Origin of the sequence: Idiomarina sp. UBA4520 (assembly GCF_002388365.1) — a bacterium.
Classification (GTDB): Bacteria; Pseudomonadota; Gammaproteobacteria; order Enterobacterales; family Alteromonadaceae; genus Idiomarina; species Idiomarina zobellii.
Map to the genome: position 1 here is coordinate 83,361 of NZ_DGMK01000002.1, position 23,117 is coordinate 106,477.

Annotated in this window: 19 protein-coding genes; 11 read left to right on the forward strand and 8 right to left on the reverse strand. The window is 46.5% G+C overall.

What is annotated here, in order from left to right; genetic code table 11:
- The first annotated feature begins 33 nt into the window (after positions 1-33).
- The 3 genes from B3850_RS00725 to B3850_RS00735 all read left to right on the forward strand — a co-directional run bounded on the left by B3850_RS00725 (position 34) and on the right by B3850_RS00735 (position 4,819).
- The gene (locus B3850_RS00725) at positions 34-1,209 is read left to right on the forward strand and encodes an APC family permease (RefSeq protein ID WP_273268877.1); all 1,176 of its coding nucleotides are present in this window, start codon (positions 34-36) and stop codon (positions 1,207-1,209) included.
- 117 nt (positions 1,210-1,326) lie between these two features.
- Positions 1,327-2,712 (forward strand): serine hydrolase domain-containing protein, encoded by a 1,386-nt coding sequence (locus tag B3850_RS00730; protein WP_058576165.1) that lies wholly within the window; start codon positions 1,327-1,329, stop codon positions 2,710-2,712.
- A 58-nt stretch (positions 2,713-2,770) separates the two neighbouring features.
- On the forward strand, positions 2,771-4,819 hold the full coding sequence (locus tag B3850_RS00735) for a methyl-accepting chemotaxis protein (RefSeq protein WP_286911231.1): 2,049 nt from the start codon (positions 2,771-2,773) through the stop codon (positions 4,817-4,819).
- Here the strand turns inward: B3850_RS00735 and B3850_RS00740 are convergent.
- The 6 genes from B3850_RS00740 to B3850_RS00765 all read right to left on the reverse strand — a co-directional run bounded on the left by B3850_RS00740 (position 4,812) and on the right by B3850_RS00765 (position 11,302).
- Positions 4,812-6,998 carry an OsmC domain/YcaO domain-containing protein gene (locus tag B3850_RS00740; protein WP_286873055.1) on the reverse strand — a complete coding sequence of 729 codons (2,187 nt, stop codon included), beginning with the start codon at positions 6,996-6,998 and terminating at the stop codon, positions 4,812-4,814. The genes B3850_RS00735 and B3850_RS00740 overlap by 8 nt on opposite strands.
- Positions 6,999-7,102: 104 nt before the next feature.
- A complete protein-coding gene (gene yghU / locus B3850_RS00745; RefSeq protein ID WP_286873052.1) occupies positions 7,103-7,954 on the reverse strand; it encodes a glutathione-dependent disulfide-bond oxidoreductase in 852 nt (283 codons plus the stop codon).
- A 19-nt stretch (positions 7,955-7,973) separates the two neighbouring features.
- Positions 7,974-9,215, reverse strand: coding sequence for a kynureninase (gene kynU / locus B3850_RS00750; RefSeq protein WP_286911232.1), 1,242 nt, complete (start codon positions 9,213-9,215; stop codon positions 7,974-7,976).
- Entirely contained in the window at positions 9,212-9,487 is a 276-nt protein-coding gene (locus B3850_RS00755; RefSeq protein ID WP_286911233.1) for a hypothetical protein, read from the reverse strand. Before B3850_RS00755 ends, kynU begins: the two co-directional genes overlap by 4 nt.
- Before the next feature lie 284 nt (positions 9,488-9,771).
- Entirely contained in the window at positions 9,772-10,266 is a 495-nt protein-coding gene (locus tag B3850_RS00760) for a DUF962 domain-containing protein (protein WP_053953676.1), read from the reverse strand.
- A 73-nt stretch (positions 10,267-10,339) separates the two neighbouring features.
- A complete protein-coding gene (locus B3850_RS00765; RefSeq protein WP_053953677.1) occupies positions 10,340-11,302 on the reverse strand; it encodes an HDOD domain-containing protein in 963 nt (320 codons plus the stop codon).
- Between the two features lie 144 nt (positions 11,303-11,446).
- Here B3850_RS00765 and B3850_RS00770 point away from each other — a divergent pair, with 144 nt between their 5' ends.
- The 5 genes from B3850_RS00770 (at position 11,447) to B3850_RS00790 (ending at position 17,751) form a co-directional block, all read left to right on the forward strand.
- Positions 11,447-11,989, forward strand: coding sequence for a Tll0287-like domain-containing protein (locus B3850_RS00770; RefSeq protein ID WP_286873045.1), 543 nt, complete (start codon positions 11,447-11,449; stop codon positions 11,987-11,989).
- A gap of 70 nt (positions 11,990-12,059) precedes the next feature.
- A complete protein-coding gene (locus B3850_RS00775) occupies positions 12,060-13,442 on the forward strand; it encodes a cytochrome ubiquinol oxidase subunit I (protein WP_053953679.1) in 1,383 nt (460 codons plus the stop codon).
- An 11-nt stretch (positions 13,443-13,453) separates the two neighbouring features.
- Positions 13,454-14,461: a cytochrome d ubiquinol oxidase subunit II gene (gene cydB, locus B3850_RS00780; protein ID WP_058576175.1), complete on the forward strand. Its 1,008-nt coding sequence runs from the start codon at positions 13,454-13,456 to the stop codon at positions 14,459-14,461.
- Between the two features lie 9 nt (positions 14,462-14,470).
- On the forward strand, positions 14,471-16,117 hold the full coding sequence (locus B3850_RS00785) for an ABC transporter ATP-binding protein/permease (RefSeq protein ID WP_286911234.1): 1,647 nt from the start codon (positions 14,471-14,473) through the stop codon (positions 16,115-16,117).
- Positions 16,114-17,751, forward strand: a complete 1,638-nt coding sequence (locus B3850_RS00790) for an amino acid ABC transporter ATP-binding/permease protein (RefSeq protein WP_286911235.1) — start codon at positions 16,114-16,116, stop codon at positions 17,749-17,751. Before B3850_RS00785 ends, B3850_RS00790 begins: the two co-directional genes overlap by 4 nt.
- 56 nt (positions 17,752-17,807) lie before the next feature.
- On the opposite strand, the gene B3850_RS00795 is transcribed toward B3850_RS00790, so the two are convergent.
- Together B3850_RS00795 and B3850_RS00800 are read right to left on the reverse strand one after the other, a co-directional pair.
- The gene (locus tag B3850_RS00795; RefSeq protein WP_053953682.1) at positions 17,808-19,550 is read right to left on the reverse strand and encodes a bifunctional protein tyrosine phosphatase family protein/NAD(P)/FAD-dependent oxidoreductase; all 1,743 of its coding nucleotides are present in this window, start codon (positions 19,548-19,550) and stop codon (positions 17,808-17,810) included.
- Between the two features lie 13 nt (positions 19,551-19,563).
- Complete coding sequence (locus B3850_RS00800) at positions 19,564-20,436, reverse strand: MBL fold metallo-hydrolase (RefSeq protein WP_053953683.1); 873 nt, start codon at positions 20,434-20,436, stop codon at positions 19,564-19,566.
- A 230-nt stretch (positions 20,437-20,666) separates the two neighbouring features.
- Between B3850_RS00800 and B3850_RS00805 the strand changes: the two genes are divergently transcribed.
- The 3 genes from B3850_RS00805 (at position 20,667) to B3850_RS00815 (ending at position 23,109) form a co-directional block, all read left to right on the forward strand.
- On the forward strand, positions 20,667-21,563 hold the full coding sequence (locus B3850_RS00805; RefSeq protein ID WP_286872237.1) for an MBL fold metallo-hydrolase: 897 nt from the start codon (positions 20,667-20,669) through the stop codon (positions 21,561-21,563).
- A 47-nt stretch (positions 21,564-21,610) separates the two neighbouring features.
- The gene (locus tag B3850_RS00810) at positions 21,611-22,240 is read left to right on the forward strand and encodes a peroxiredoxin (protein ID WP_058576179.1); all 630 of its coding nucleotides are present in this window, start codon (positions 21,611-21,613) and stop codon (positions 22,238-22,240) included.
- Between the two features lie 116 nt (positions 22,241-22,356).
- Positions 22,357-23,109 (forward strand): sulfite exporter TauE/SafE family protein, encoded by a 753-nt coding sequence (locus B3850_RS00815; RefSeq protein WP_322295308.1) that lies wholly within the window; start codon positions 22,357-22,359, stop codon positions 23,107-23,109.
- The last annotated feature ends 8 nt before the right edge of the window (positions 23,110-23,117 follow it).

Genomic DNA, 23,117 nt, shown 5'->3' on the forward strand with positions numbered 1-23,117 from the left:
ATCCTCAATCAAGCAACCCTTAAAGGTGTGAACATGGCGAACCAATTAGTCAGGGAAACCGGCTTAGGTGGCGCGTTAATCATTGGCCTGGGCTCTATTCTGGGTACCGGCGCCTACGTCAGCGTAGGACTCAGTGCGACCATAGCCGGCGATATGCTGGTTTGGGCAATTGTACTAGCGGCGCTAACCGCGTTGTTTAATGGGTTGTCTTCTGCACAGCTAGCGGCTGCACACCCTGTCAGTGGCGGCACTTACGAGTATGGTTATCAGTTTTTGAATCCAGCCAGCGGTATCATAGCCGGCGGACTCTTCATCGTGGCAAAAAGCGCTTCGGCGGCAACGGCGGCATTGGCGGTGGCGTGGTATATCAGTGCCAGTTTTGGGGTGTCAGAAACCACGGTAAAAGCGGTTGCCATAGGCCTTTTGGTGCTGTTTACGGTATTTGTGTTGTCCGGGGTACGCAGAACTAACTGGCTGAATATGCTGTTAGTCACAGTCAGTATTATAGGCTTAGTGGTATTTATTGGTGTTGCTTTAGGGAGTGACTCTAAAGCACCGGCAGTTGGTAATGAGTTGGTTCCAACCAGCCATTTGTCGCTTTTCCATGCGGCGGCTTTAATGTTCGTTGCATTTACCGGCTACGGACGCATAGCCACAATGGGGGAAGAAATAACCGACCCCAGACGCAATATTCCCAGGGCGGTGGTCTTGACGTTAGCGGTGGTTAGTGCGTTATACATTGCTGTTGGTTTTGCTATTCTGCATGTAGGGGGCCTTAATACATTTGAAGAGAGCCACTTCAATATCGCTAACCTAATCAGTGACTCTCCGTGGCAGTGGGTGGTCATTGTCGGCGGAATACTAGCTATGGGCGGTGTGGTTTTAAACTTATTACTCGGTGTCTCGCGTGTCATTTTAGCTATGGGACGCCGCGGTGACTTGCCTCGCCTTCTGGGCGGCCTCGATAAAGCCCAGAAGGCGGCACCTGCTGCGACCTGGCTAACCTTTCTTATTATGGGCATTATCGCCGCGCTCGGAGGCATCGAATCCGCCTGGACATTAAGTGCTTTCACCGTACTTATTTACTACGGCATCACGAACATAGCGGCTCTGAAAGTCAAGAAAGAGCAGCGTTTTATTCCTAAATTTGTGTCGGTGCTCGGACTAATAAGCTGTTTTGGGCTGGTCGGGTTAGCGGCTATTGCTTAGTTTGCGTATAAAGCGTTGAACGGACACTTTAATACGTTTGTGAGTGAGTCACTGACTCGCTATCGTCCTGAAGTTGTTATAGCGTTTATAGAATAAACATTTTATTGAGGATCTTTTATGAAGCGCTATTTAACAGTCATAATAGCCGGAGCTCTTTCTCTATGTGTGAGCGCTGAAGAAACCGACACAACGCTCAATGCCTACGCTGCCGGATACAAAGCAAACTTTACCTGCAGCGCAACCTTTAATGGCGGAAAGTCACCATCGCAAATTAAAGAAGACGAGCTAACGGGGATTTATTCTTTAATTGCCGATAAAGTGAATGGGCTGACCGCTGAAATAAATAGCAACGATAAATGGGTCCGTGTTGCCTATGATGATGGCAAAAGAATCCGTTATTCAGTCTGGCGACCTCGCTTAGGCTGTGTTGATTTGCCGGTAGGGGCTACTGAACAAGACATTAAACAGGTTTACCAGCCGTTTCAAAACAACCCCGCTGAACAAGCGGACACCGGAGACCCATGGCAAAGCCGTAACGCGGTTAATGAACCCACCGGAAACGACAAGCTAGATGCAGTCATTGAGCAGGCCTTTACGAAACATTATGGCGAAGGTGCACGAACGTCTGCCGTGTTAATCGCGACGCCGAATAAAATTATTGCTGAGCGTTATAAAGAAGACTTCACGCCGGAAACAGCCCAACGAACCTGGTCTGTGGCGAAAAGCATCGGTGCCAGCGTTATTGGCGCAGCGGTTCAGCAGGAGATTTTATCGGTTGACCAAAAAGCAGGCCTGCAGAACTGGTCGCATCCGTTGGATCCGCGTCAGCGCATTACACTGGAAAATCTATTACATATGGCGTCAGGCCTTGATAGTAACCAGGCGGGTAATCGAACCGATCGTGTCTACATGGGCGGCGGTTTAGTCAGTGACACCGCAACAGAAACGGCACTTGAAGTTGAGCCGGGCTCTCGTTGGAAGTACGCGAACAATGACACCATGTTGGCGCTTCGCGTACTGCGTGAAACAATGTCCAGTGAAGAGGCTTACGTAACCTTCCCTTATGAAGCGTTGCTCGACAAAATCGGTATGCAGCATACGTTTTTAGAAACAGACTGGCAGAGTGACTTCATTTTGTCGTCACAAGTATGGACAACATCACGCGATTTGGCTCGCTTAGGTGTATTGCATTTACAAAACGGGAAGTGGCAGGGGGAGCAGATCTTACCGCCGAATTGGTTGGAATATATCAGCACCCCGACACCCGCCCAACCGCCTGAAAGCGCTCCAGGTTATGGCGCACAGTGGTGGCTCTACAATGAACGTTTTCCAGATCTTCCTGACGACACTATTGCGGCACGTGGTAATCGCGGGCAGTTCCTGGTCATTATTCCAAGCGAGAACCTTATTGTCGTACGTCGCGGTTACGACTTAGCGGGAAAAGCAGGCTTTAACGAGCATGATTTTACCCGAGATATAATCCGTGCATTGAGTCATCGTTAAGAAAACCATGAATTAGCCGATAATATCAACGTGTATAAAAATAAAAAACGGTGGGACCATGCAAATAAAAGGCTCTTTGCAGCGTAAGCTTATTCTGTCTATTTCAGGCGTTTTGATTGTTTTACTGGCTGCGTTTGGTGTATTTGTTACTCAAACAATCGCTGAGCTAACTCGAGAGAAAACAGAAGCCCAGGTTGCCGAGCTTATTGAGCTAAGAGCTGCTGAAATTAATAGCTTTTTCAGTGAGAGAGCCCGAATTCCCACTACCCTTTTAACGGAACCGCGAATTACTCGATGGTTAACTCAGTATACTGAAAGAGGGAAGGATCTCTCGACGGACTCAGATTTTCAATCAATAAAGGAGTCCTTTGAAACTATTGTTCAGAATGACCCCACCGTTAAATCTGTTTTTATGGGGTCTGCGAACACCTATGAATACCTTTATGAGGAAGGTCGTATTGGTGTTGATACTTCGGGGCCCGATGCGGGCGACCCAACCAAGGGCTACTTTACTAATAAGCGTCCATGGTGGCATAACGCGATAGAAGAGGGGCGTTTATATTTGACGTCTCCTCAGGTTGACGCGACGGACAAAACAATTTCTTCAGTATTGCAGATGCCCATAGAAAACCAACAGGGTGAACTTGTAGGTGTTGGTGGGGTTGATATATTAATTACAACCATTGCTGAGCTTATTGACAGTATAAATTACCAAGGGCAAGGTAAGGCGTTTTTGGTGAATGAAAAAAATGAGTTAGTTTACTTTCCGACTCAGGATATTGAACTGGATCTGAATACGCCTATTGGAAAATTAGATAGTGTTTATTCGTCAGCTTTGGAGTCTGAAACTCAAGGTTTTGATAAGTTATCTGAAACCATGTCAAAAAGCCCGCGAGAAAGCGGCATCTCCTTAACGTGGAAGGGAGAAGACTATCAAGTATTTTATGTCCCTGTGAAATCTGAAGTGCCTTATATCGATTGGCAACTAGGGTTATTGGTTCCAAGCGAAATGATAGAGGTGCCAATAGCCAACGCTCGCTGGATGTCTTTCAGTAGCCTGTTAGCTATTATTATCGTTCTGACGTTAGTGACCTACTACGTGTCAATGAAAGTGTTTAAGCCAGTCAAAACGATTGCCGCAGCGATGAAAGATGTTGCTCAAGGTGACGGCGACTTAACTCAACGCTTGGAAATAGATTCTGATGATGAAGTCGGAACTATGGCGCGCGAATTTAACCGATTCTCAGACAGGATACAGCAGCTCATTGCACATGCGAATCAGTCCTCAGAACAGGTGAATGGGGCAGCTGATCGAGTATCCGGCACTGTGAATGAACTGAACGGTGAAGTGCATAACGAACAACAGCAAATAGCGCGAATTGTTGAGGCGGTTCAGAGAATGAATGCCACCAGCGAGACAATAGCTGATTATGCGCGTGATGCGTCCCAGTCAGTTGATGATGCGGCGGAATCGGTCAAAGTCGTGTCGAATAATTCGCATAAAACGCAACAAGTTATTAGTGAAGTATCGCGTTCTATATCCAGCGCAACGGAAGCTGTTCAAAGTCTTAACGATGATGTTGCGGATATTACCACCGTTTTAGACGTAATAACCGGAATTGCGGAACAAACTAACTTATTAGCGTTAAATGCGGCGATTGAAGCAGCTCGAGCTGGTGAGCAGGGACGAGGTTTTGCGGTAGTGGCGGACGAAGTTAGAACACTGGCAACCCGAACTCAGGACTCCATTGACCATATTCAGAAAACGGTTGAAAAGTTGCAAGCCGAAGCGACTAAAGTCAAAGCTGCTATGGAGCAAACAGACGCCATGAGTAATGACGGTGAAGAGCAAGTTGAGTTGGTACTGAATGCGATTACCCAAATTGAGCGAGCGATGCAAAAAGTGACGCAAATGAACCACAGTATATCCACGTCGACAGAAGACCAACGGGCACTTGCTGCTGAAGTCAATGGTGAGTTAGAAAGCGTTCATAGCTTAACGGAACAAATGGTAGCGCACTCTAACTCTATGCAGTCTGACTTCAGTAGTTTAAGAGATATTTCATCAGAGCTGAAAGCGACCGTGGGCCGCTTTAAAATTAACTAGCGCTCTTAGCTCGCGCACGATGTAGCTTTTTGTAGCTGTCCAGCAGCTTCAGATGACGGTCGATGCCTTCCAGTTGCATGTTGGTTTGCGTCAGGCCGTAAAAGCGTGTGGTGCCTTGTACAGAACCTATAACTGCCTCAATGACGTCTTCACCGTACATACGCCCTAAATTATAGCGGTAATCGCTCAGCTCTAATTCGTCGTCGAGGGTGATTTCCAGCACGGCTTCCACCGCCCGATAAAACAGCACCCGCTCTGGTGTGTTGTCATTATACTGCAGGAACATTTCAACGTACTCTTGAGCGTCTTCACGACGTTGCAGTGCTAGATAAATAAGCAACTTAAGCTCTAAAATAGTGAGCTGCCCCCACTCGGTATTTTCATCAAACTCAATACCGATAAGGGTAATAATGTCCATGTAATTGTCGAGTTGGCTGTCCTCTAATCGCTCGACGAGATCTTCCAGGTGCTCGTCTGACAGGCGATGTAGGTTCAGAATGTCCTCGCGGTACTGCAACGCGATGTTGGTGTTGTCCCAGGCTAAGTCCTCAACCGGATACACTTCGGAGTAACCCGGCACTAAGATGCGGCAAACCGGAGCCCCTAAGTCTTCATGCACCATAATGTAGGCTTCTTTGTCCAATTCCTTCAGAATACTGAACAAGGTATCGGCTTCTTCATCATTGGTTGGGGATGCAAAGTCCCACTCTACAAACTCAATGTCTGACTTGGCACTGAAAAAGCGCCAGGACACGACACCAGAGGAGTCAATAAAATGCTCTACATAGTTGTTTGGCTCGGACACCGCCATAGAATTAAAGGTTGGCGGTGGTAAGTCGTTCAGTCCTTCAAAGCTGCGACCTTGTAATAGCTCCGTTAAGCTGCGCTCTAATGCCACTTCAAAGCTCGGGTGCGCGCCAAAGGAGGCAAATACGCCGCCGGTACGTGGGTTCATCAGCGTCACACACATAACCGGGAATTGTCCGCCAAGTGAAGCGTCTTTTACCAATACCGGGTAGCCTTGCTCCTCAAGGGCATTTATGCCGGCAACAATATCAGGGTATTTATTCAGGACGTCTTGCGGCACGTCGGGTAGGGTAATCTCGTCTTCAATAATTTGCTTCTTAACCGCCCGCTCAAAAATCTCTGACAAGCACTGCACTTTAGCTTCCGCCAATGTATTGCCGGCGCTCATACCGTTACTTAAGTATAAGTTCTCAATGAGGTTTGACGGGAAATAGATAGTTTCTCCGTCGGAATGACGCACAAACGGCAGTGACACAATGCCTCGATCGACACGTCCTGAATTGGTGTCAATTAAATGAGAGCCGCGTAGTTCGCCTTCAGGATCATAAAACTCGCGCGTTCGCTCATCGAGTATTTCTGCCGGTAGTTCATCATTTGGCCCGGGCTGAAACCACTTTTCTTGCGGGTAATGAACAAAGTCGGCATTGGCAATTTCTTCACCAAAATACTGGTCATTGTAGAAAAAGTTGCAGCTTAAGCGCTCAATAAATTCACCCAGTGCCGAGCACAAAGCACTTTCTTTGCTGGCGCCTTTACCGTTGGTAAAGCACATGTGCGACGCCGCGTCACGAATATGCAGTGACCAAACGTTTGGCACAATGTTGCGCCAGGAGGCCACCTCTATTTTCATACCCAAGTCAGCTAACAGCTTGGTCATGTTGTTAATGGTGTCTTCTAAGGGCAGGTCTTTGCCTTCAATGTAGGTTTTCTCGTCACCGCTGGGGTCAATAGTGAGTAATGCCTGAGCGTCCTGCGTGATGCTTTCCACAGCTTCAACGTCAAACGCCAATTCGTTCTCAATAACCCGCTTAACCGCGCAGCGTTCAGCCGCACGAATAATGCCTTTGCGATCTTTCTCGTCGATGTCCGCCGGCAACTCAACCTGAATTTTAAACAGCTGTTGATAGCGGTTTTCCGGGTCAACAACATTGTTCTGGGAAATGCGAATGTTCTCGGTGGGAATGTCGCGCGCATCGCAATAAAGACGAATAAAATGTGCAGCGCACATAACCGATGACGCTAAGAAGTAGTCAAACGGCCCGGGCGCTGAACCATCGCCTTTATAACGAATGGGTTGGTCAGAAATGACGGTGAAGTCATCAAACTTCGCCTCAAGGCGCATGTTTTCGAGAAAACGAACATTGATTTCCATAGAGAGGGACTTTCGCTTGTAAATAGAAGAGCTAAGAAAGTGCGGGATTATCCCACACTTTCAGTCATTGATCATTATCGGCGTAGCCACTGCCAACGGAGGAGTTACTCAAAGTCGCTGGCGCTGTGGCGTTCGCGTAACTGCTCGCTTTCTTCGCCCCAAACTTTGTTCACACGACGACCGCGTTTTACGGCTGGACGTTCGTTTATGCGCTTCGCCCAGGCCACCACGTTTTTGTACTCGTGTGCTTGTAAAAACTCTGCGGCTTCATAAACCTCGTTTAACACAAGTGCGCCGTACCAAGGGAAAATGGCCATGTCGGCAATGGTGTAGTCGTCGCCGGCAATATAGTCGTTGTCTGCGAGTTGCTTATCGAGCACATCGAGCTGGCGCTTTACTTCCATGGTGTAACGGTTAATGGGGTATTCCAGTTTTTCTGGCGCATAAGAGTAAAAATGACCAAAGCCACCCCCTAACATAGGTGCGCTGCCCATCTGCCAGAATAGCCAATTCAAACATTCGGCACGTTTGGCGGGCTCTGTCGGCAAAAACTCCCCAAACTTTTCGGCCAAATAAAGCAGTATGGACCCGGACTCGAATACCCGAGTTGCTGGTGTTGTAGAGTTATCGAGCAACGCCGGAATTTTTGAGTTTGGGTTGATGTCCACAAAACCGCTACTGAACTGCTCACCCTCAGTAATATCGATAATATAGGCGTCGTATTCGGCAGCATCTATGCCTTTCTCCAACAGCTCTTCAAATAAAATTGTGACCTTCTGTCCGTTCGGGGTTGCCAGCGAATACAACTGATGCGGGTGCTTACCCACAGGTAATTCTTTGTCATGCGTAGCGCCAGCCACAGGGCGATTAATACTGGCAAACTTGCCGCCACTTTCTTGCTCCCACTTCCACACTTTAGGTGGCTGGTAGTCATTTCCTGATACTGTATTTCCCATAAAACCTCCGAAATAGCGTTTAAGTGACTGCCTGGCGCTCTGCGTAACGTGACTCTTTATACGCATCTGTTTGCATGACGTTTCGTATTTGCTCAACAGCGTTCCATACATCTTTATAGCTGTTATAAAATGGCGCAAAGCCAAAACGAATAAAGTGCGGAGCTCGATAGTCCGCAATGACGCCCCGGTCTATCAGCGCCTGACACAGCTCGTAAGCATACGCGAACGAGTAACTCAGTTGGCTGCCTCGCTCTTCAGCTGACGCCGGGGAAAGACGTTGTAGCTGGTCACTTAAACCGTATTGATTGATTAAGTCGTCAAACAATGTCGTTAATGTCACTGACTTTTTACGCACGGTTTGCAAATCTAGATCGTCAAACAGCTCTAATGCAGCGTCGATTGCTGACATTGAAATAATAGATGGTGTACCAGCGAGAAACTGTTTAATGCCGCTGTCAGGTTGATACTGTGGGTCAAATTCAAATGGCTTATGATGGCCAAACCAGCCGGCAATGGGTTGTTGTAATTTATTTTGCAAAGCGTTATTTACGTAAACAAACGCCGGAGCACCTGGCCCACCATTGAGGTATTTATAGGTACAACCTACGGCCATATCGACGTTCCAGTTATCCAGGTGAACAGGCATAGCACCGGCACTGTGCGCTAAGTCAACAATAATAAGCGCACCATGCTGATGAGCCCTTTCGGTTAACGACTTAATATCGAGCCGCTTACCGCTGCGGAAGTTCACTTCGGTGACCATAACGACAGCGGTTGAGTCGTCGATACTGCGAAGCAAATTATCTTCCTGAACGTCAACGAATTGGCAGCGCTGTTCACCCAGAAGCCCTTGTAAGCCCTGTGCTATGTAAAGATCCGTAGGGAAATTGTCGCGGCTTGAAATGACTTTGTTGCGGCTGTTTGTGCCGTTAAAACTAAGTGCAGCGCTTAGCAGTTTGAATAAATTGACAGAAATAGAGTCGCAGCATATTAATTGACCTTCCGACGCGCCTATAATTGGCGCAATTTTTTCGCCCACTTGCTGTGGTAAATTGACCCAGTTATGTTGGTTCCAGCTGCTTATTAAGTCGTTACCCCATTGTTGCTCGGTAACCTCTTTGACCCTTTGTTTGACCCGTTTGGGTAGCGCACCGAGTGAATTGCCGTCCAGATAAATGGTGTTTTCAGGAAGGTGAAACTCATCACGATATTTGGCCAACGGGTCATTGCTATCTAAGACTTCTACATCAGTTACATTCATGGTTTCAATTCTTTGTTCAGCTGCTGAATAATGATTGTCCAGGTATCGGTTTTAGGGTGAATCATGTCGAAGTGGCCTGCGTCGTTTTTCGCTGGCCAATACTCAAAGAACTGAGAGGGGTGGGTGCCATAACTGTGTTTTTTAACGGAACTACCTGAGGAAAGTTCAAGCACCTCTGAAAAGGAGACTTGTTTAAGTTTCTCTGCTTGAACGCTGAGAGCAAAAGAGCACGTTAAAAAAGTGGCCAGAACGATAAATATTAAGCGCTTCATTAAATCATACCAATATTTTCTGTTAATCAGTTTTAGGTGTTGTTGGAACCATACAAGTTTAAAATTTTAAGGGCAATAAAATACTTGATTGATTACTAAAGAGATTTAGTTGAGGCGAAAAATTGAGCAGATTCTATACTCAGTAATGAGCGGTTTAGACTGTTCAGGAGGTAATTATGTGTATTGGGTGAACCCACCGAGAAAAGAGAAAAGCTTAAACACCGAAGACAACTAAGTCATTAGTGAATATTCAAGGCTGACTTTAACCAAGCCAGCCTTGGGACTTATTGTTCTAATTGACGCTCAACGTCGGCTTTTAACTCTTTTCGCAAGCCCAGCATAAATACAACTTCGGTCACGACAAATAACGGACCGACGGCTAAGCCCATAATGTCATCAACAAAAGCCGGTTTGCGACCTTCGAAGTAATGGCCAATAAACTGGAATACCCAACCTACAACAAACAAGCCAATGGCCCAACTGAGCCATAGCTCAGTTGGCATAGCCGCAAAGTATCGGCCGGCAGCCAACGCAAACCATAGCAAAACCGTCATAAGCAGGCCTAACGGGATATCCAGCCGAACATAAAAAATAATCGACAGAAAAACGGCAATGCTGGCAGGCGTAATAATCATAAACTCCATGGGCAAAACTGGCCGCGAAAGCAGCGTTAAAATACCCACAACAATCATCGGAATACCAATTAAGTGTGTTGCAACGTTCTTACGGTTGCGGTGGTAAGCGGCGTATTGAGCTAAATGTTCTACAATTGTTTTCATAGCTTTTCGTTTAGGAAGAGATTCGTTTTAGATTGATACGCATCGTTACCATTGTCAATTAGCTGTCTACATACTAATGTGAGTTGACTTTATGGGTTGAGTCACCTATTCCCAACGAATCCAATGTTCGCTCAACCTGATGTTGGGCTTTACCAAACTCATAGCAGAACTTGTTGAAGGGCACTATCTCGGTGTCGATATGTTCGCTTAAAACCGACTCCTTTAGCGTTTTTTTTATTTCAGCAGGAGGAAGGTGTGCATTTTTTTTGTTATTTGCTAAAAAGAAGCTCATTTCATCTGCAATCATAATAGCAGTTAATAACTGTCTGTTTTCTTTCGACAAGGCTTTACTATTAAATACTTCGGGTGTGTGATGGTACTGAACGGCTATACCGATAACCCTTGGTAAATGAAGTTTTTTACAAGCGCTCAACCCGACTTCAGCATGAGTGTGTCCTGTTATTTCTTTTTCGACATCAATAAGCTCATTTGCTGTGTGCCAACCTTTTTCTTCTGTTTTGTCTATGGCGTGAGGTGCTAACTGCAATATGACAAAACGGCCAATGTCGTGAAGTAGACCCGCCATATATACTTGTTGAGGGTCGACATATTGGTGCTCTGATCTCTCGACTAAATAACTGGCGAACTGAGCTACTTGCAGTGAATGCTTCCAAAGTTCTCGGTGTTCTGCTTTGCGTGGCAGGAAAACCCGGGTCACTGACTGTGCAAAGAGAAGCTCAAATAAACGTTTGGCGCCGACGCGAGAGAGAGCGGCTTTAACACTGGAGACTTTTGTCGCTTCATGTTGCGCGAAAGCGGCAGAGTTGGCGTACCCTAGCAATGCGGTGGCAAGCGGCGGATCGGCTTGAGCGAGTTTTAAAACAATATCGTAAAAGTCTTTGCTATCAGGGTTGTACTTCATGAGTTCATAGACAACCACTGGCAGCATTGGCAGCTTTTCTATATTTTTGCGTATACTTTCAATATCGACATTATTAATGCTACTAAGACTCCGGTTTGAAGGTGATGTTGTCATAAACTCATTATTGACTATTCTGAGTGGTTGTAAACTGCGAAATTAATGTTGATTACCCCTGCGACAATATGTCTCAAAAATTCCAATAGAACTAAACAGTATAAACATATAACCTAAGCGTAAAATTCAACTGAGAGGTTAACTATGTTCACTGTATCGCGTCTTATATCTGCAATAGTGTTTCTTAGTATATCAACATCCGCGTTTGCTAGTGAAGAAAATTACGAAGAGGCGGCGAAGCAGTTGCAACAGCGTTTAGGTAAGGTGCTTATGTCGACCATTCAGAAAGACGGTCATGTTGCTGCAATTTCTGTTTGTAACGAGCAGGCACCAGAAATTGCCAGTGCGGTGAGTGATGAACTAAACCTAAGCGTTGGACGTACATCTTTGAAAGTGAGAAACCCGCAGAATGAACCGACTAAAAAGCAACAGCAGGTTCTAAAAGAGTTCGAGCGGTTATGGAACAAAACGAAAGAAAACGTACCGACTCAGCGCTACACGAATGAAGAGGGGCAAACGGTTTGGATGAAAGCCATCGTTATGCAGCCACAGTGTGCGGCGTGTCATGGCTCGAGCATTGAGCCTGAGCTAAGAAAAGTAATTACCGACAAGTACCCAAACGATAAAGCGACTGGATTCGAAGTTGGGAAGATTCGAGGCGCTTTTTTAGTTAGATCAAAAAATTAAAGCCAATAACCCTTGATATTGTAAGGTTATTGTTTAGAATGACTTAAATCCTTAGTTAGGAGATGATGTGATGGAACTTGACCCGCTGTTCCTCTCGCGAATTCAATTCGCATTTGTTGTGTCTTTCCATGCCATTTTCCCGGTATTTACTATCGGACTGGCGTCTTATATTGCACTCATTTACGGCCTTGCATTCAAAACCAATAACCCGAAATGGGAACGTTTAGGCGCGTTCTGGACGCAGGTTTTCGCTGTTGTTTTTGGCATGGGAGTTGTGTCAGGCATTGTCATGTCGTTTCAGTTTGGTACGAACTGGAGTAATTTCTCTCTGGCAACCGCAAACTTCCTGGGGCCTGTGCTTAGTTACGAGGTTGTGACAGCATTCTTCCTTGAAGCTGCGTTTCTAGGGGTATTGCTATTTGGTCGAGGCAAAGTGCCTAACGGTGTGCATTTCTTTGCGGCGTTGATGGTCTCTATTGGTACCTTTATTTCGTCATTCTGGATCCTCTCGGCTAACAGCTGGATGCAAACGCCTGCAGGGGTAGAGATTCGTGACGGTATCTACCATGTAGTCGATTGGTCGGCGGCCATCTTTAACGAGTCTTTCTGGTATCGATTTGCTCACATGGGCTTGGCTTCATTCTTGACCGGTGGTTTTGTGGTTGCAGGTGTTAGTGCCTGGTTCCTGATTCAAAAGCGGGACACGGAGTTACATCGTAAAGCATTATCGATGACGCTTTGGCTGCTATTATTCCTGACGCCACTACAAGTCTTTATTGGCGACCTGCACGGCTTAAATACGCTTGAGCATCAGCCAACTAAAGTGGCTGCGATGGAAGGTAACTGGGAAACGCAAAAAGGCGCGCCTTTGTTATTGTTTGCAATTCCAGATCAAGAGCAGCAAACCAACCACTTTGAAGTGGGCATTCCGAAAATGGCTAGCTTCATATTAACTCACGACTGGGACGGTGAAATTCCTGGTGTGAAAGAGCAGCCACCGGAGTTACAGCCAAATGTACCTATCGTATTCTGGTCCTTCCGGATTATGGTGGCTATGGGTTTGTTAATGGTGTTGGTTGCTGTTATTGGACTGTTCCTGCGACGTAACAAAGCCTATATGCATAAGCGTTGGTACTTACAAACACTGCGTTTAATGACGCTAAGTCCGTTTATTGCTGTATTGGCCGGCTGGTTCGTCACCGAGGTGGGTCGCGCGCCTTATTTGATTTATGGGCAAATGACGCACGCAGAGGGAGTTACTCCATCGTTAACGGGTGGGATGGCACTGTTTACTTTGATTGGGTACTTCTTAGTTTATGCGTTTGTTTTCGCTGCTGGCGCTTACTATCTGACGCGAGTTATTCGTACAGGTACAGAAGGTACCGAACAACACGATGATGAGAAACATCGTCCGAAACGCCCACTGTCTGCTGCTGAAGCAAGCTTTGATTAAGGATGTCAGTTATGAGTGAACCCGTTTTTGACTTAACCTATATTTGGGCTGCAATCATTGCCTTTGGTGTCATCATGTATGTACTGATGGACGGCTTTGACTTGGGGCAGGGTATCCTGTTTATGTTCGCACCGAGCGAACAAGATAGAGATATTATGATGAATTCGGTTGCCCCTGTTTGGGACGGCAACGAAACCTGGTTAGTGCTTGGTGGAGCCGGGTTGTTGGCTGCTTTTCCTTTAGTCTATTCAATCTTCTTACCTGCACTTTATATTGGTGTGTTTTTACTTCTGGCAGGGCTCATTTTCCGTGGTGTAGCCTTTGAATTCAGGTTTAAAGCGCATTCGTCCAGGTACTTATGGAACTGGTCATTCGCTATTGGCTCCACCGTTGCAGCGTTTGCACAGGGCGCGGTAGTGGGCGCTTACATTCAAGGTTTTGAAACAGAGAATATGCGGTACGTTGGCGGTGCATTAGATTGGCTAACACCCTTCACTGTTTTGACCGGTGTAGGTTTGGTTGCGGGTTATGCACTGCTTGGTGCAACCTGGTTAGTGATGAAGTCAGAAGGAGCGACTCAAGATTGGGCTTACAAGCTTGTTAAACCACTATTGGCAGCTGTGTTAATCATTTTCCTTGTCATTAGCGTTTGGACTCCGTTTGTCGATGCATTTGTGGCTGAGCGCTGGTTTAGTGGCTTCTCTGCAATTTGGCTACTGCCTATACTCGGTTTACTCAGTGCATTCTGGATTTATCGGTCTGTTAGTCAGCGTCGCGAAGGCACGCCATTTATTGCGACCATGGCGCTATTTATCTTTACGTATTTAGGCTTGTTGGCAAGTAAATGGCCTTACGTAGTACCGCCGAATTATACTCTTGCGGATGCGGCGTCAGCACACGAGTCTCAGCTGTTTCTGTTAATAGGGCTGCTATTCGTTATTCCAATTGTACTGGTCTATACCGCTTGGACCTATTGGGTATTCCGAGGTAAGGTCAAAGCTGACCAGGGTTATCATTAGGAATGGTGAATGAACGCTGATTTTGCGTCTGCTTCAGCCTATTTAAAGCAGCTTGCTGCTTACGTAAAACGCCCCATTCAGTGGGCGTTTTTGTTAGGTTTATTAAAAACAGTGGCTGTCATCGGGCAGTTATCATTCCTGGCACTATTGGCCGAAAGATTATTTGTGAGTGGACACTCACTTTGGTCTCAGCCAATGCTATTGAGCGGGTTATCGCTCACCAGTTTGTTAAGAGCAACGCTGCCGCAAATACAGCAACAGTTTCTGCGCAGAGCGACATTATTGGCAAGCCAACAAGCTCGTCAGAAGCTTGCTGACGACTGGCAGCGAAAAGTGTTAGCGGGAAAGCCGTTAGCGGCAGCAGACGGTTCGTTGCAATTAGAGCCTATTGAATCTTTGAAGGGCTACTTCAGCCGCTATTTGGTGCAACAGTATTTGGTCGTCACCTCTCCGTTACTTATTTTACTGGTGTGCTTTTACTTAAACCCAGTTGTTGGTGCTTTACTCCTAATTTCAGGACCGATTATTCCGGTTTTTATGGCGCTTGTTGGTATAGGGGCTGAAAGGTTAAGCCAAAAACATGCACAACAAACGTTTGCGTTGAGCCGTGTATTTACTGACAAATTACGCAACCTAACGACGTTAAAGCTATTTGGTGCCGGTACTGCTGCTGTTAATGATGTCGCAGTAGCGGGCGAAGATTACCGCAAAGCCACTATGTCGACTCTTCGTATTGCGTTTTTATCGTCAGCTGTGCTGGAGTTTTTTTCCAGTGTGGCGATTGCCGGTGTTGCTTTGTATGTGGGCTTTGGTCTATTGGGTTATATCGACTGGTTAGGCGCTGACCAATTAACCTTATTTACAGGGCTCTTCGTTTTGCTGCTGGCGCCGGAATACTTTGCGCCACTTCGACAATTTGCGCAAAGTTACCACGATCGCGCGGCGGCTGTTGGTGCCGCGACCTTATTGTGCGAGTTAAATAAAGATAGCCTTACCGCTGAAGAAAGCTCTGGTACTAGTGATGATTTGCGCAAAGACACTCATCTTTATGCTTGGAATAACCTAAGCGTGACATTTGGCAGTAGCGGAGCTAATAAGCAATTAAAGTTTCCTGATAGCGAGATAGCGCGGGGGGAGCTTTGTGTAATAACAGGTGACTCAGGCAGCGGTAAAACGACGCTAGTCAAAGTTCTGTTGGGGCAGCTGCCGTTTCAGGGACAGTTATCTCAACCAGTCGAAAGTACTCACCAAATTGCCTATTTTGCTCAGCAACCATTCCTAACCGCAGGCAGCTTGCGTGCTAACCTCAACATATTCGAGCATCACAGTGACGCACAAATTTTCGAAGCATTAGCACAGGTGCGTCTTGATAAGCTTCTGGCAACGCTCCCTGAGGGACTTGGCACTAAGCTTTCAGAGCACGGGATCGGACTATCTGGAGGTGAGCAGCGTCGGCTTGCGTTAGCACGTTGCCTATTATCTCAACGAGCTGTCATTATCGCCGATGAGCCGACGGAGAATCTTGACGAAGTGTCTGCGGAAGCTATTAGAAAGTGCTTACAGAGTTATGCCCATGATGGCAATACCGTCATTGTCGCAAGTCATGATCCATTACTTATTAAACGGGCTACGCAATTAATAAAGGTGTCGGCATGAATCACCGTGACTGGCAATATTTAAAGCCCTGGCTTAAGCAGCTTAGAAGTGTCCGGCTTCAGATTTTTATTGGCTTGGGGCTTGCGACAGCGACTGCGTTATTTGGTATTGGTCTATTGTCATTGTCTGGTTGGTTTATAACAGCCGCTGCTTTATATACTGCATTTGATATTTACACACCGGGGGCCGGAATTCGCTTTTTTGCTGTGACGCGTACTCTGAGCCGCTATGTAGAGCGTTTGATCAATCACGATGCTGTTTTAAAGCTACAAGCGCGCTGGCGTGTCGCGCTGTTCAAAAGACTACAAGGCCGTTCGCTGGCAAGCTTAGCCCCTTTGCGAGTTGCCGACGGCGTACAATATTTAACGCGTAATCTGGATGCCATGGATAACCTGCTGTTAAGGCTTATGGCGCCGATGTTGGTTTTCGTATTATCGTCGTGTCTGTTGATTCTCTTTTGGGGAATCTATATTCCTTCGGCAGCGATAGCACTGGCAATAGCGGCATTGCTTGTGCTCTTTGTCAGTGTTCGAATGGCAAAGCAAACACGTGCTTTGGCAATGCAACAACTGCAATCAACACAGCGTTTGCGGCGGCAGTCGATGGCGTTTACTGAGTCAGCTACTGAGCTACTCGCATGGGGGGCGTATAAAACCCACCGGCAGGCGTTACTAAAGCAAGCCCAACGACAAGAGCAGCTCGACGACAAGCAGCTGGCAATGCAGCATAAAACACTATGGCTTGTCGAAATATTCTCTCACAGCGTCTTTTTGCTAGCGGTGATACTTTCAGGCTTTGCTTTTGAGTCGGGTATGATAAGCAGCGCTGACATGATTATGTTGGTGCTCTCAGCGCTGGCGTGGCAAGAGATTGCAGCGGAGTTACCGTCTCAATGGGGAGGTTATGGAAAAACGGTAGCGGCAGCGAAACACTTGTTAGCTAATGAAGCCTCAGTGCAGAAGCCAGTGAAGAGTCACAGCAGTAAGTCTTTGAAAAAAGCTATTTCCTTGACGCTGGATAACATCAGTGTCAAACGAGGCAAGCGAGTCCTGATAAGGCCGGTATCGGCACAGTTTAAACCCGGTTATGTCCATTGGCTGAATGGTCCGTCAGGCCTTGGTAAAAGCTCGTTAGCCGAAGCCATTATGGGGTGGCTGCCCTGTTTCACCGGAAAAATCACCTTATCGCAAGGGGCGGATGTAGATAACCATATCAGCTTTTTAACGCAAAGAACGGAAGTATTGGATGGGTCGATAAGAGAAAACCTGAACCTATCGCATCAACCTATGGGCGATGAAGAACTCTGGGCGGTATTGCAGTTAGTGGAACTGGATAATGTAGTAAGAGCCTTACCGGAATCACTGAATACCCTAGTTGGTGCCAGAGGCGTGATGCTATCAGGCGGTCAATTACGGAGACTTGTGTTAGCAAGAGTTTTATTACAAGGGCGTCCCATTATTTTGTTAGATGAGCCTTTTGCGGGGCTCGAGCGTCAACTGGCGAAAAGAATGCTGGAAAATATCGTTGCTGCCTACAAGGACAAAACGTGGATTATTATTAGCCACCTTGGGCCAAACGAACTTGATAACCCGAAAATTCCACAGGGGGAAACGGTAGTACTTAAACCGTTTTAACTAAAAAGCAGCGACTACCGGAGAGAATGAGTAGCCGCCACTAGGTTGGGAAAGGTTTATTTCTTTTCTTCGAAATTGCAGGCGTCAGGTGCGCTATGCGGTTCAGGTCGGTGACTGAGGTGTTTAGGCTTGGCTAGCCATTCCTTGCCTTTAAGCATGATATCCCAATATAGCCACGGCAACATTTTCTCTTTTAGGAACCAAGCCAAGCGAGTCGGTTTTGTGCCGTCAACTAACCAGGCTGGGAAGGTAGGTTGTAATTTGCCGCCATAACCAAATTCAGCCAATACGATTTTTCCGCGCTCTACCGTCAATGGACAAGAGCCATAGCCTTCGTAAACCGCCATTGCGGGTTTACCTGCAAGCGTCGACAGTACATTTTCGGCAACGACCGGGGCCTGTTTACGAACTGCTGCAGCGGTTTTCGCATTAGGTGCGTTAGCCACATCTCCAACGGCATAAATGTTGCCATACTGTTTGTGCTGCAGTGTTTCTGCACTGACATCGACCCATCCTACTTTATCGGCTAATGGGCTCTTGGCAATAACGTCAGGGGCTTTTTGCGGCGGACAAACATGTAACATATCGAATGACTTCTCTACTTCAGAGGTACGGCCGCTACTGTCAGTTACTGCAAACGTTGCTTTTTGATTGGGACCGTCTACAGCAATTAAATTATGCTGAAACTGTAAATTGATGCCATAGCTATCAACGTATTTTTGCAACGCCGGTACGTAGTCTTTGACGCCGAAAAGAGCTGCGCCTGCCGTGCAAAACTCAACATCAATGTCTTTTAGAAAGTTACTACGCTTCCATTCGTCGCAAGATAAATACATTGCTTTTTGTGGAGCTCCAGCACACTTTATCGGCATTGGCGGTTGCGTGAAAATGGCTTTACCCTTGCGGGTGGCCTGTACTAATTTCCAAGTGTACGGTGCAAGATCAAACCGATAGTTTGAAGTGACACCATGCAGCCCCAGACTTTCTTTTAATCCCGGAATTGCTTCCCAGTCTAGTTTGAGTCCGGTTGCTACAACCAGACTTTGATACGCAATTTGGTCACCATTTTCGAGGACGATGCGTTGCTGCTCAGGCAGGAACTGACTGACTGCGGTTTGGTACCACTTGGCGGCCTTCGGCATGATGTCGCGCATCTGTCGTTTGGTTTGCTCACGCTCAAAAACGCCACCGCCGACTAGGGTCCATCCAGGCTGGTAATAATGTGCTTCAGCCGGCTCAACAATAGCAATATCGGTTTGCGGTTGGCGCTTTAGAATACTAGCGGCAACTGACTGGCCACCGGCTCCGCCGCCAACGATGACCACTGTATGTTTGTTGACCGAAGGGGCGTTTGCTTGAGAAGTGTCAGCAGTGCTTTGCTCAAAGCGTTGCTGCATACGGGATTGCTGACCTGAGAGGTCGTAGCCTGCTTCTTGAGCTGTATCGAGTAACGTTTGTGGAGCTAGATGAGCAGCCTCTGCCAACGCCCACAAGGTACATGAACGAGTGCCGGTGCGGCAATAAGCGAGTACGGGGCCTTTGATATCGGCCATCAGCTTCGCAAACGCACTTACATCATCGTCGGTGATATTCCCGGAAACTACGGGTAAGTGTTTAAATGTTAGTCCATTTCTCTCAGCTGCCTGCTTAATTTTGTCGGCATTGATTTGATCGTCGCTTTCGTTATCAGGGCGATTGCAGACGATGGTTTTGAAACCCAGAGATGCAGCAACACCGACATCCTCGACAGAGATCTGTGGTGAAACACTGATAAACGGGCTGAGTTTACGACGTTCCATAACAAGACCTCATTTAGAATAGGTTAAGCGGAATTTTCAGGTAACGTTGGTCGTTATCTTCCGCTGGCGGCATTTGCCCTGCGCGCATGTTGACTTGTACTGAGGGGAGGATTAACCGGGGCATACCCAGTGTCGCATCGCGCTCGGTACGCATTTTCACAAACTCTTCTTCGGTTTTTCCGCCACCGACATGAATGTTGTTTTGCTTCTCTTCTGCAACGGTTGTTTCAAAGGCATACTCATCGCGATCGGGGGCTTTGTAGTCGTGGCACATAAATAAGCGAGTGTTGCCCGGCAAAGCAAATACTTTCTGTATAGAGCGGTACAACGTGCGAGCGTCACCGCCAGGAAAGTCACAGCGCGCGGTGCCATAGTCGGGCATAAATAGGGTATCGCCAACGAACGCGGCGTCGCCGATGACATAGGTAAGGCAGGCCGGCGTATGACCCGGTGTATGTAGTACTCTTGCCTCAATATTACCGATATTAAAGGTATCTCCATCGGCAAACAGCCGGTCAAACTGACTACCGTCACGAGCAAACTCGGTACCCGCATTAAATGCTTTACCGAAAGTCTCCTGAACGGTCTTAATATGTTCTCCAATACCTAGTTTTGCACTGGTTTTCTCTTGCAAATAAGGAGCCGCAGATAAGTGGTCAGCGTGAACGTGGGTTTCTAAAATCCAGTCCACGGTAAGCTGCTTTTCTTTTACAAAAGCCAATATAGCCTCAGCTGACTCTGTGTTAGTGCGGCCTGCGGCGTAGTCAAAATCGAGTACGGAGTCAATGATAGCGCAGTGTTTAGATTCTGGATCCTGCACAACATAGCTGTATGTGTTTGTCGGTTCATCGAAAAAGTGAGTAACGACAGGATTCTTTGATGACATATATAAAGCCTCTTCAGTAATATATAACCAAAAGTAATATCTATATAGCCAACACTAACTCCAAAGAGAGCAATGGGCAAATAACAATAAGTTATAGTTATCAATTCTATTAGAACAAAATTTTAAATCTAAAATAACGATTAAAGTAATCGTTTTTCAAATGGGCTGATCGCTTGAAGTAATTACTTTTTGTTATATGCTTATAACCAAACTCAAGCGAGGAGGTCATTATGACAAGCATCATTCGCAAAAGCCCATCGACAGGTGGAAGTTCTCCTGATGTATGGGGAATCTACGAAAAAGACACTGGATCTGTTCAGTATATCGTTGCAGATCCTAATACCAAAAAAGCGGCGCTTATTGATGTTGTTCAGAACTTCGATCCGCGCAGCGCAAAAACGTCATTTGAGAGCGCTGACGAAGTATTGGAGCTGGCGAAAGACAACGGTCTAACCATCGAATGGGTTTTAGATACGCACCCGCACGCTGACCACTTGATGGCATCAGCTTATTTAAAAGAGAAAACCGGTGCACCTAATGCTATTGGAGAGAAGACCTGTGAAATAGCAGAGCTATGGAGCGATTACTACAACGTATCAGGGCTCTTCGATCCGAAAAAGGATTTCGATCGGTTATTTAAAAAGGGGGATACCTTCAGCATTGGTGATCTTGAAGTCAAAGTCTGGTTATCACCGGGTCATACATTGGGTTCAATTACTTATATTGTGGGTGACGCCGCATTTGTGCATGACACATTTATGTATCCAGACAGTGGTACGTCACGCGCTGACTTTCCCGGTGGTTCTTCAAAAGATTTATGGGAATCATTGCAGCGTATCTTGAGCCTTCCCGAAGAGACACGCTTGTTTGTTGGGCATGACTACGGAAAAGGCGGACGCGAGGCTCAGTGGGAAGCCACTGTGGCGCAGCACAAACAAAGCAATGTGCATTTATCGGGTGATGTCAGCGAGCAGGAGTACCGAAAGGTACGAGACGAACGCGATGAAACCTTGGCGCTGCCAGACAGAATGTTACACGCTCTGCAAGTTAACTTGCGTGCAGGGCAATTACCACCTGCCGAGAAAGATGGACAGCATTACTTCAAAATTCCGGCGAATAAATTTTAATTAATTGAATTAACTAAATGACGACAATCGAAAGAGAGGAAATACTAATGAGTTTACGTATTGGCACTATCGCACCTAACTTTAAAATTGAAACAACCACAGGCCCCATCGACTTTCATGAATGGGCTAAAGGGTCTTGGACGTTTTTCTTCAGTCATCCGGCCGACTACACGCCAGTATGTACGACTGAAATGGGTCGCACTGCGCAGTTAGCTCCAGAGTTTGCTAAACGCAATGTTAAGCCACTAGGCCTTTCAACTGATACGGTTGAAGAGCACCTAGGTTGGATTAAAGATGTTAACGAAACACAAAATACTGTGCTTGAGTTTCCTATTGTTGCTGACAAAGACAAAGCAGTGGCTGAACTGTATGACATGATTCATCCGGATGAAGATGACAATGCGGCTATCCGCTCGGTTTACATTATTGACCCGGATATGAAAATTCGCCTGACGATGACTTACCCAATGACTGTAGGTCGTAATTTCGCCGAAATCTTGCGTGTAATCGATGCACTGCAAACAACGGATAGTCAAGAAGTGGCTTGCCCTGCAGATTGGGAGCCCGGTAAACCGGTTATTATTCGTCCAAGTGTTTCTGACGAAGATGCAAAAGCGAAATTCCCGCAAGGCTGGGAGACACTGCGTCCTTATCTACGCTTGACGAACCTTAAGTAATTTCTGCGGGTTAGCAAGTAATTTACAGGTTAAAGGTCGCGTACTAAGCGCGGCCTTTTTTGTTTTAATTCTTTTTTGTTATAATCATATTTCAAATAAGAATATGAGGTAAAAAAATGCTGCTAGCGATTTTAGGTGCTGTGATTATTGGTTTGAGTTTAGGCTTATTTGGCTCCGGGGGCTCAATACTAACTGTTCCTGTGCTGATGTACTTAGTGGGTATGCCCGCAGGTGAATCAATTGCCTCGTCATTATTAATTGTTGCCGGCATCAGTTTGTTTGGCTCAATTTCCTACATAAGACGGAAAAACGTAAGCTGGCGCCACTTCTGGGTATTTGGTATTCCCGGGATGATAGGTACATACGGTGGTGCGTGGATAGGCACATTAGTTGATAGCCGCTGGCAGTTACTTGTCTTTTCTCTATTAATGATAGTTGCAGCATTACTTATGTGGCGCAGTAAGCCTAAGCCTCCTGGCCATGTTACTGAAATGAACTATGCCAAAGTAACGCTTGAGGGCTTAGTGGTGGGTGTGATAACCGGTTTTGTTGGGGTCGGCGGAGGCTTTCTCATTGTACCAGCACTGGTTCTTTTAGCCGGACTATCAATGCCTGTGGCAATTGGTACAAGTTTGTTAATTATCGTCATTAAGTCTATTGCCGGCTTCTTTAAATATTATGCAGTCATGTCAGCTAACGACGTCGAGTTTAACTGGTTTATTATTTCTATAATGATAGCCGGCGGAATTCTCGGGAGTATTTTTGGCTCTAAAATCGGCCGTAGCTTACCCAAAGAAAAGCTCCAGAAAGGATTTGCTGTGTTTCTTGTGCTAATGGGCATTTTTGTGATTACCAAGTCGGTGATTTAAAAAGAAAA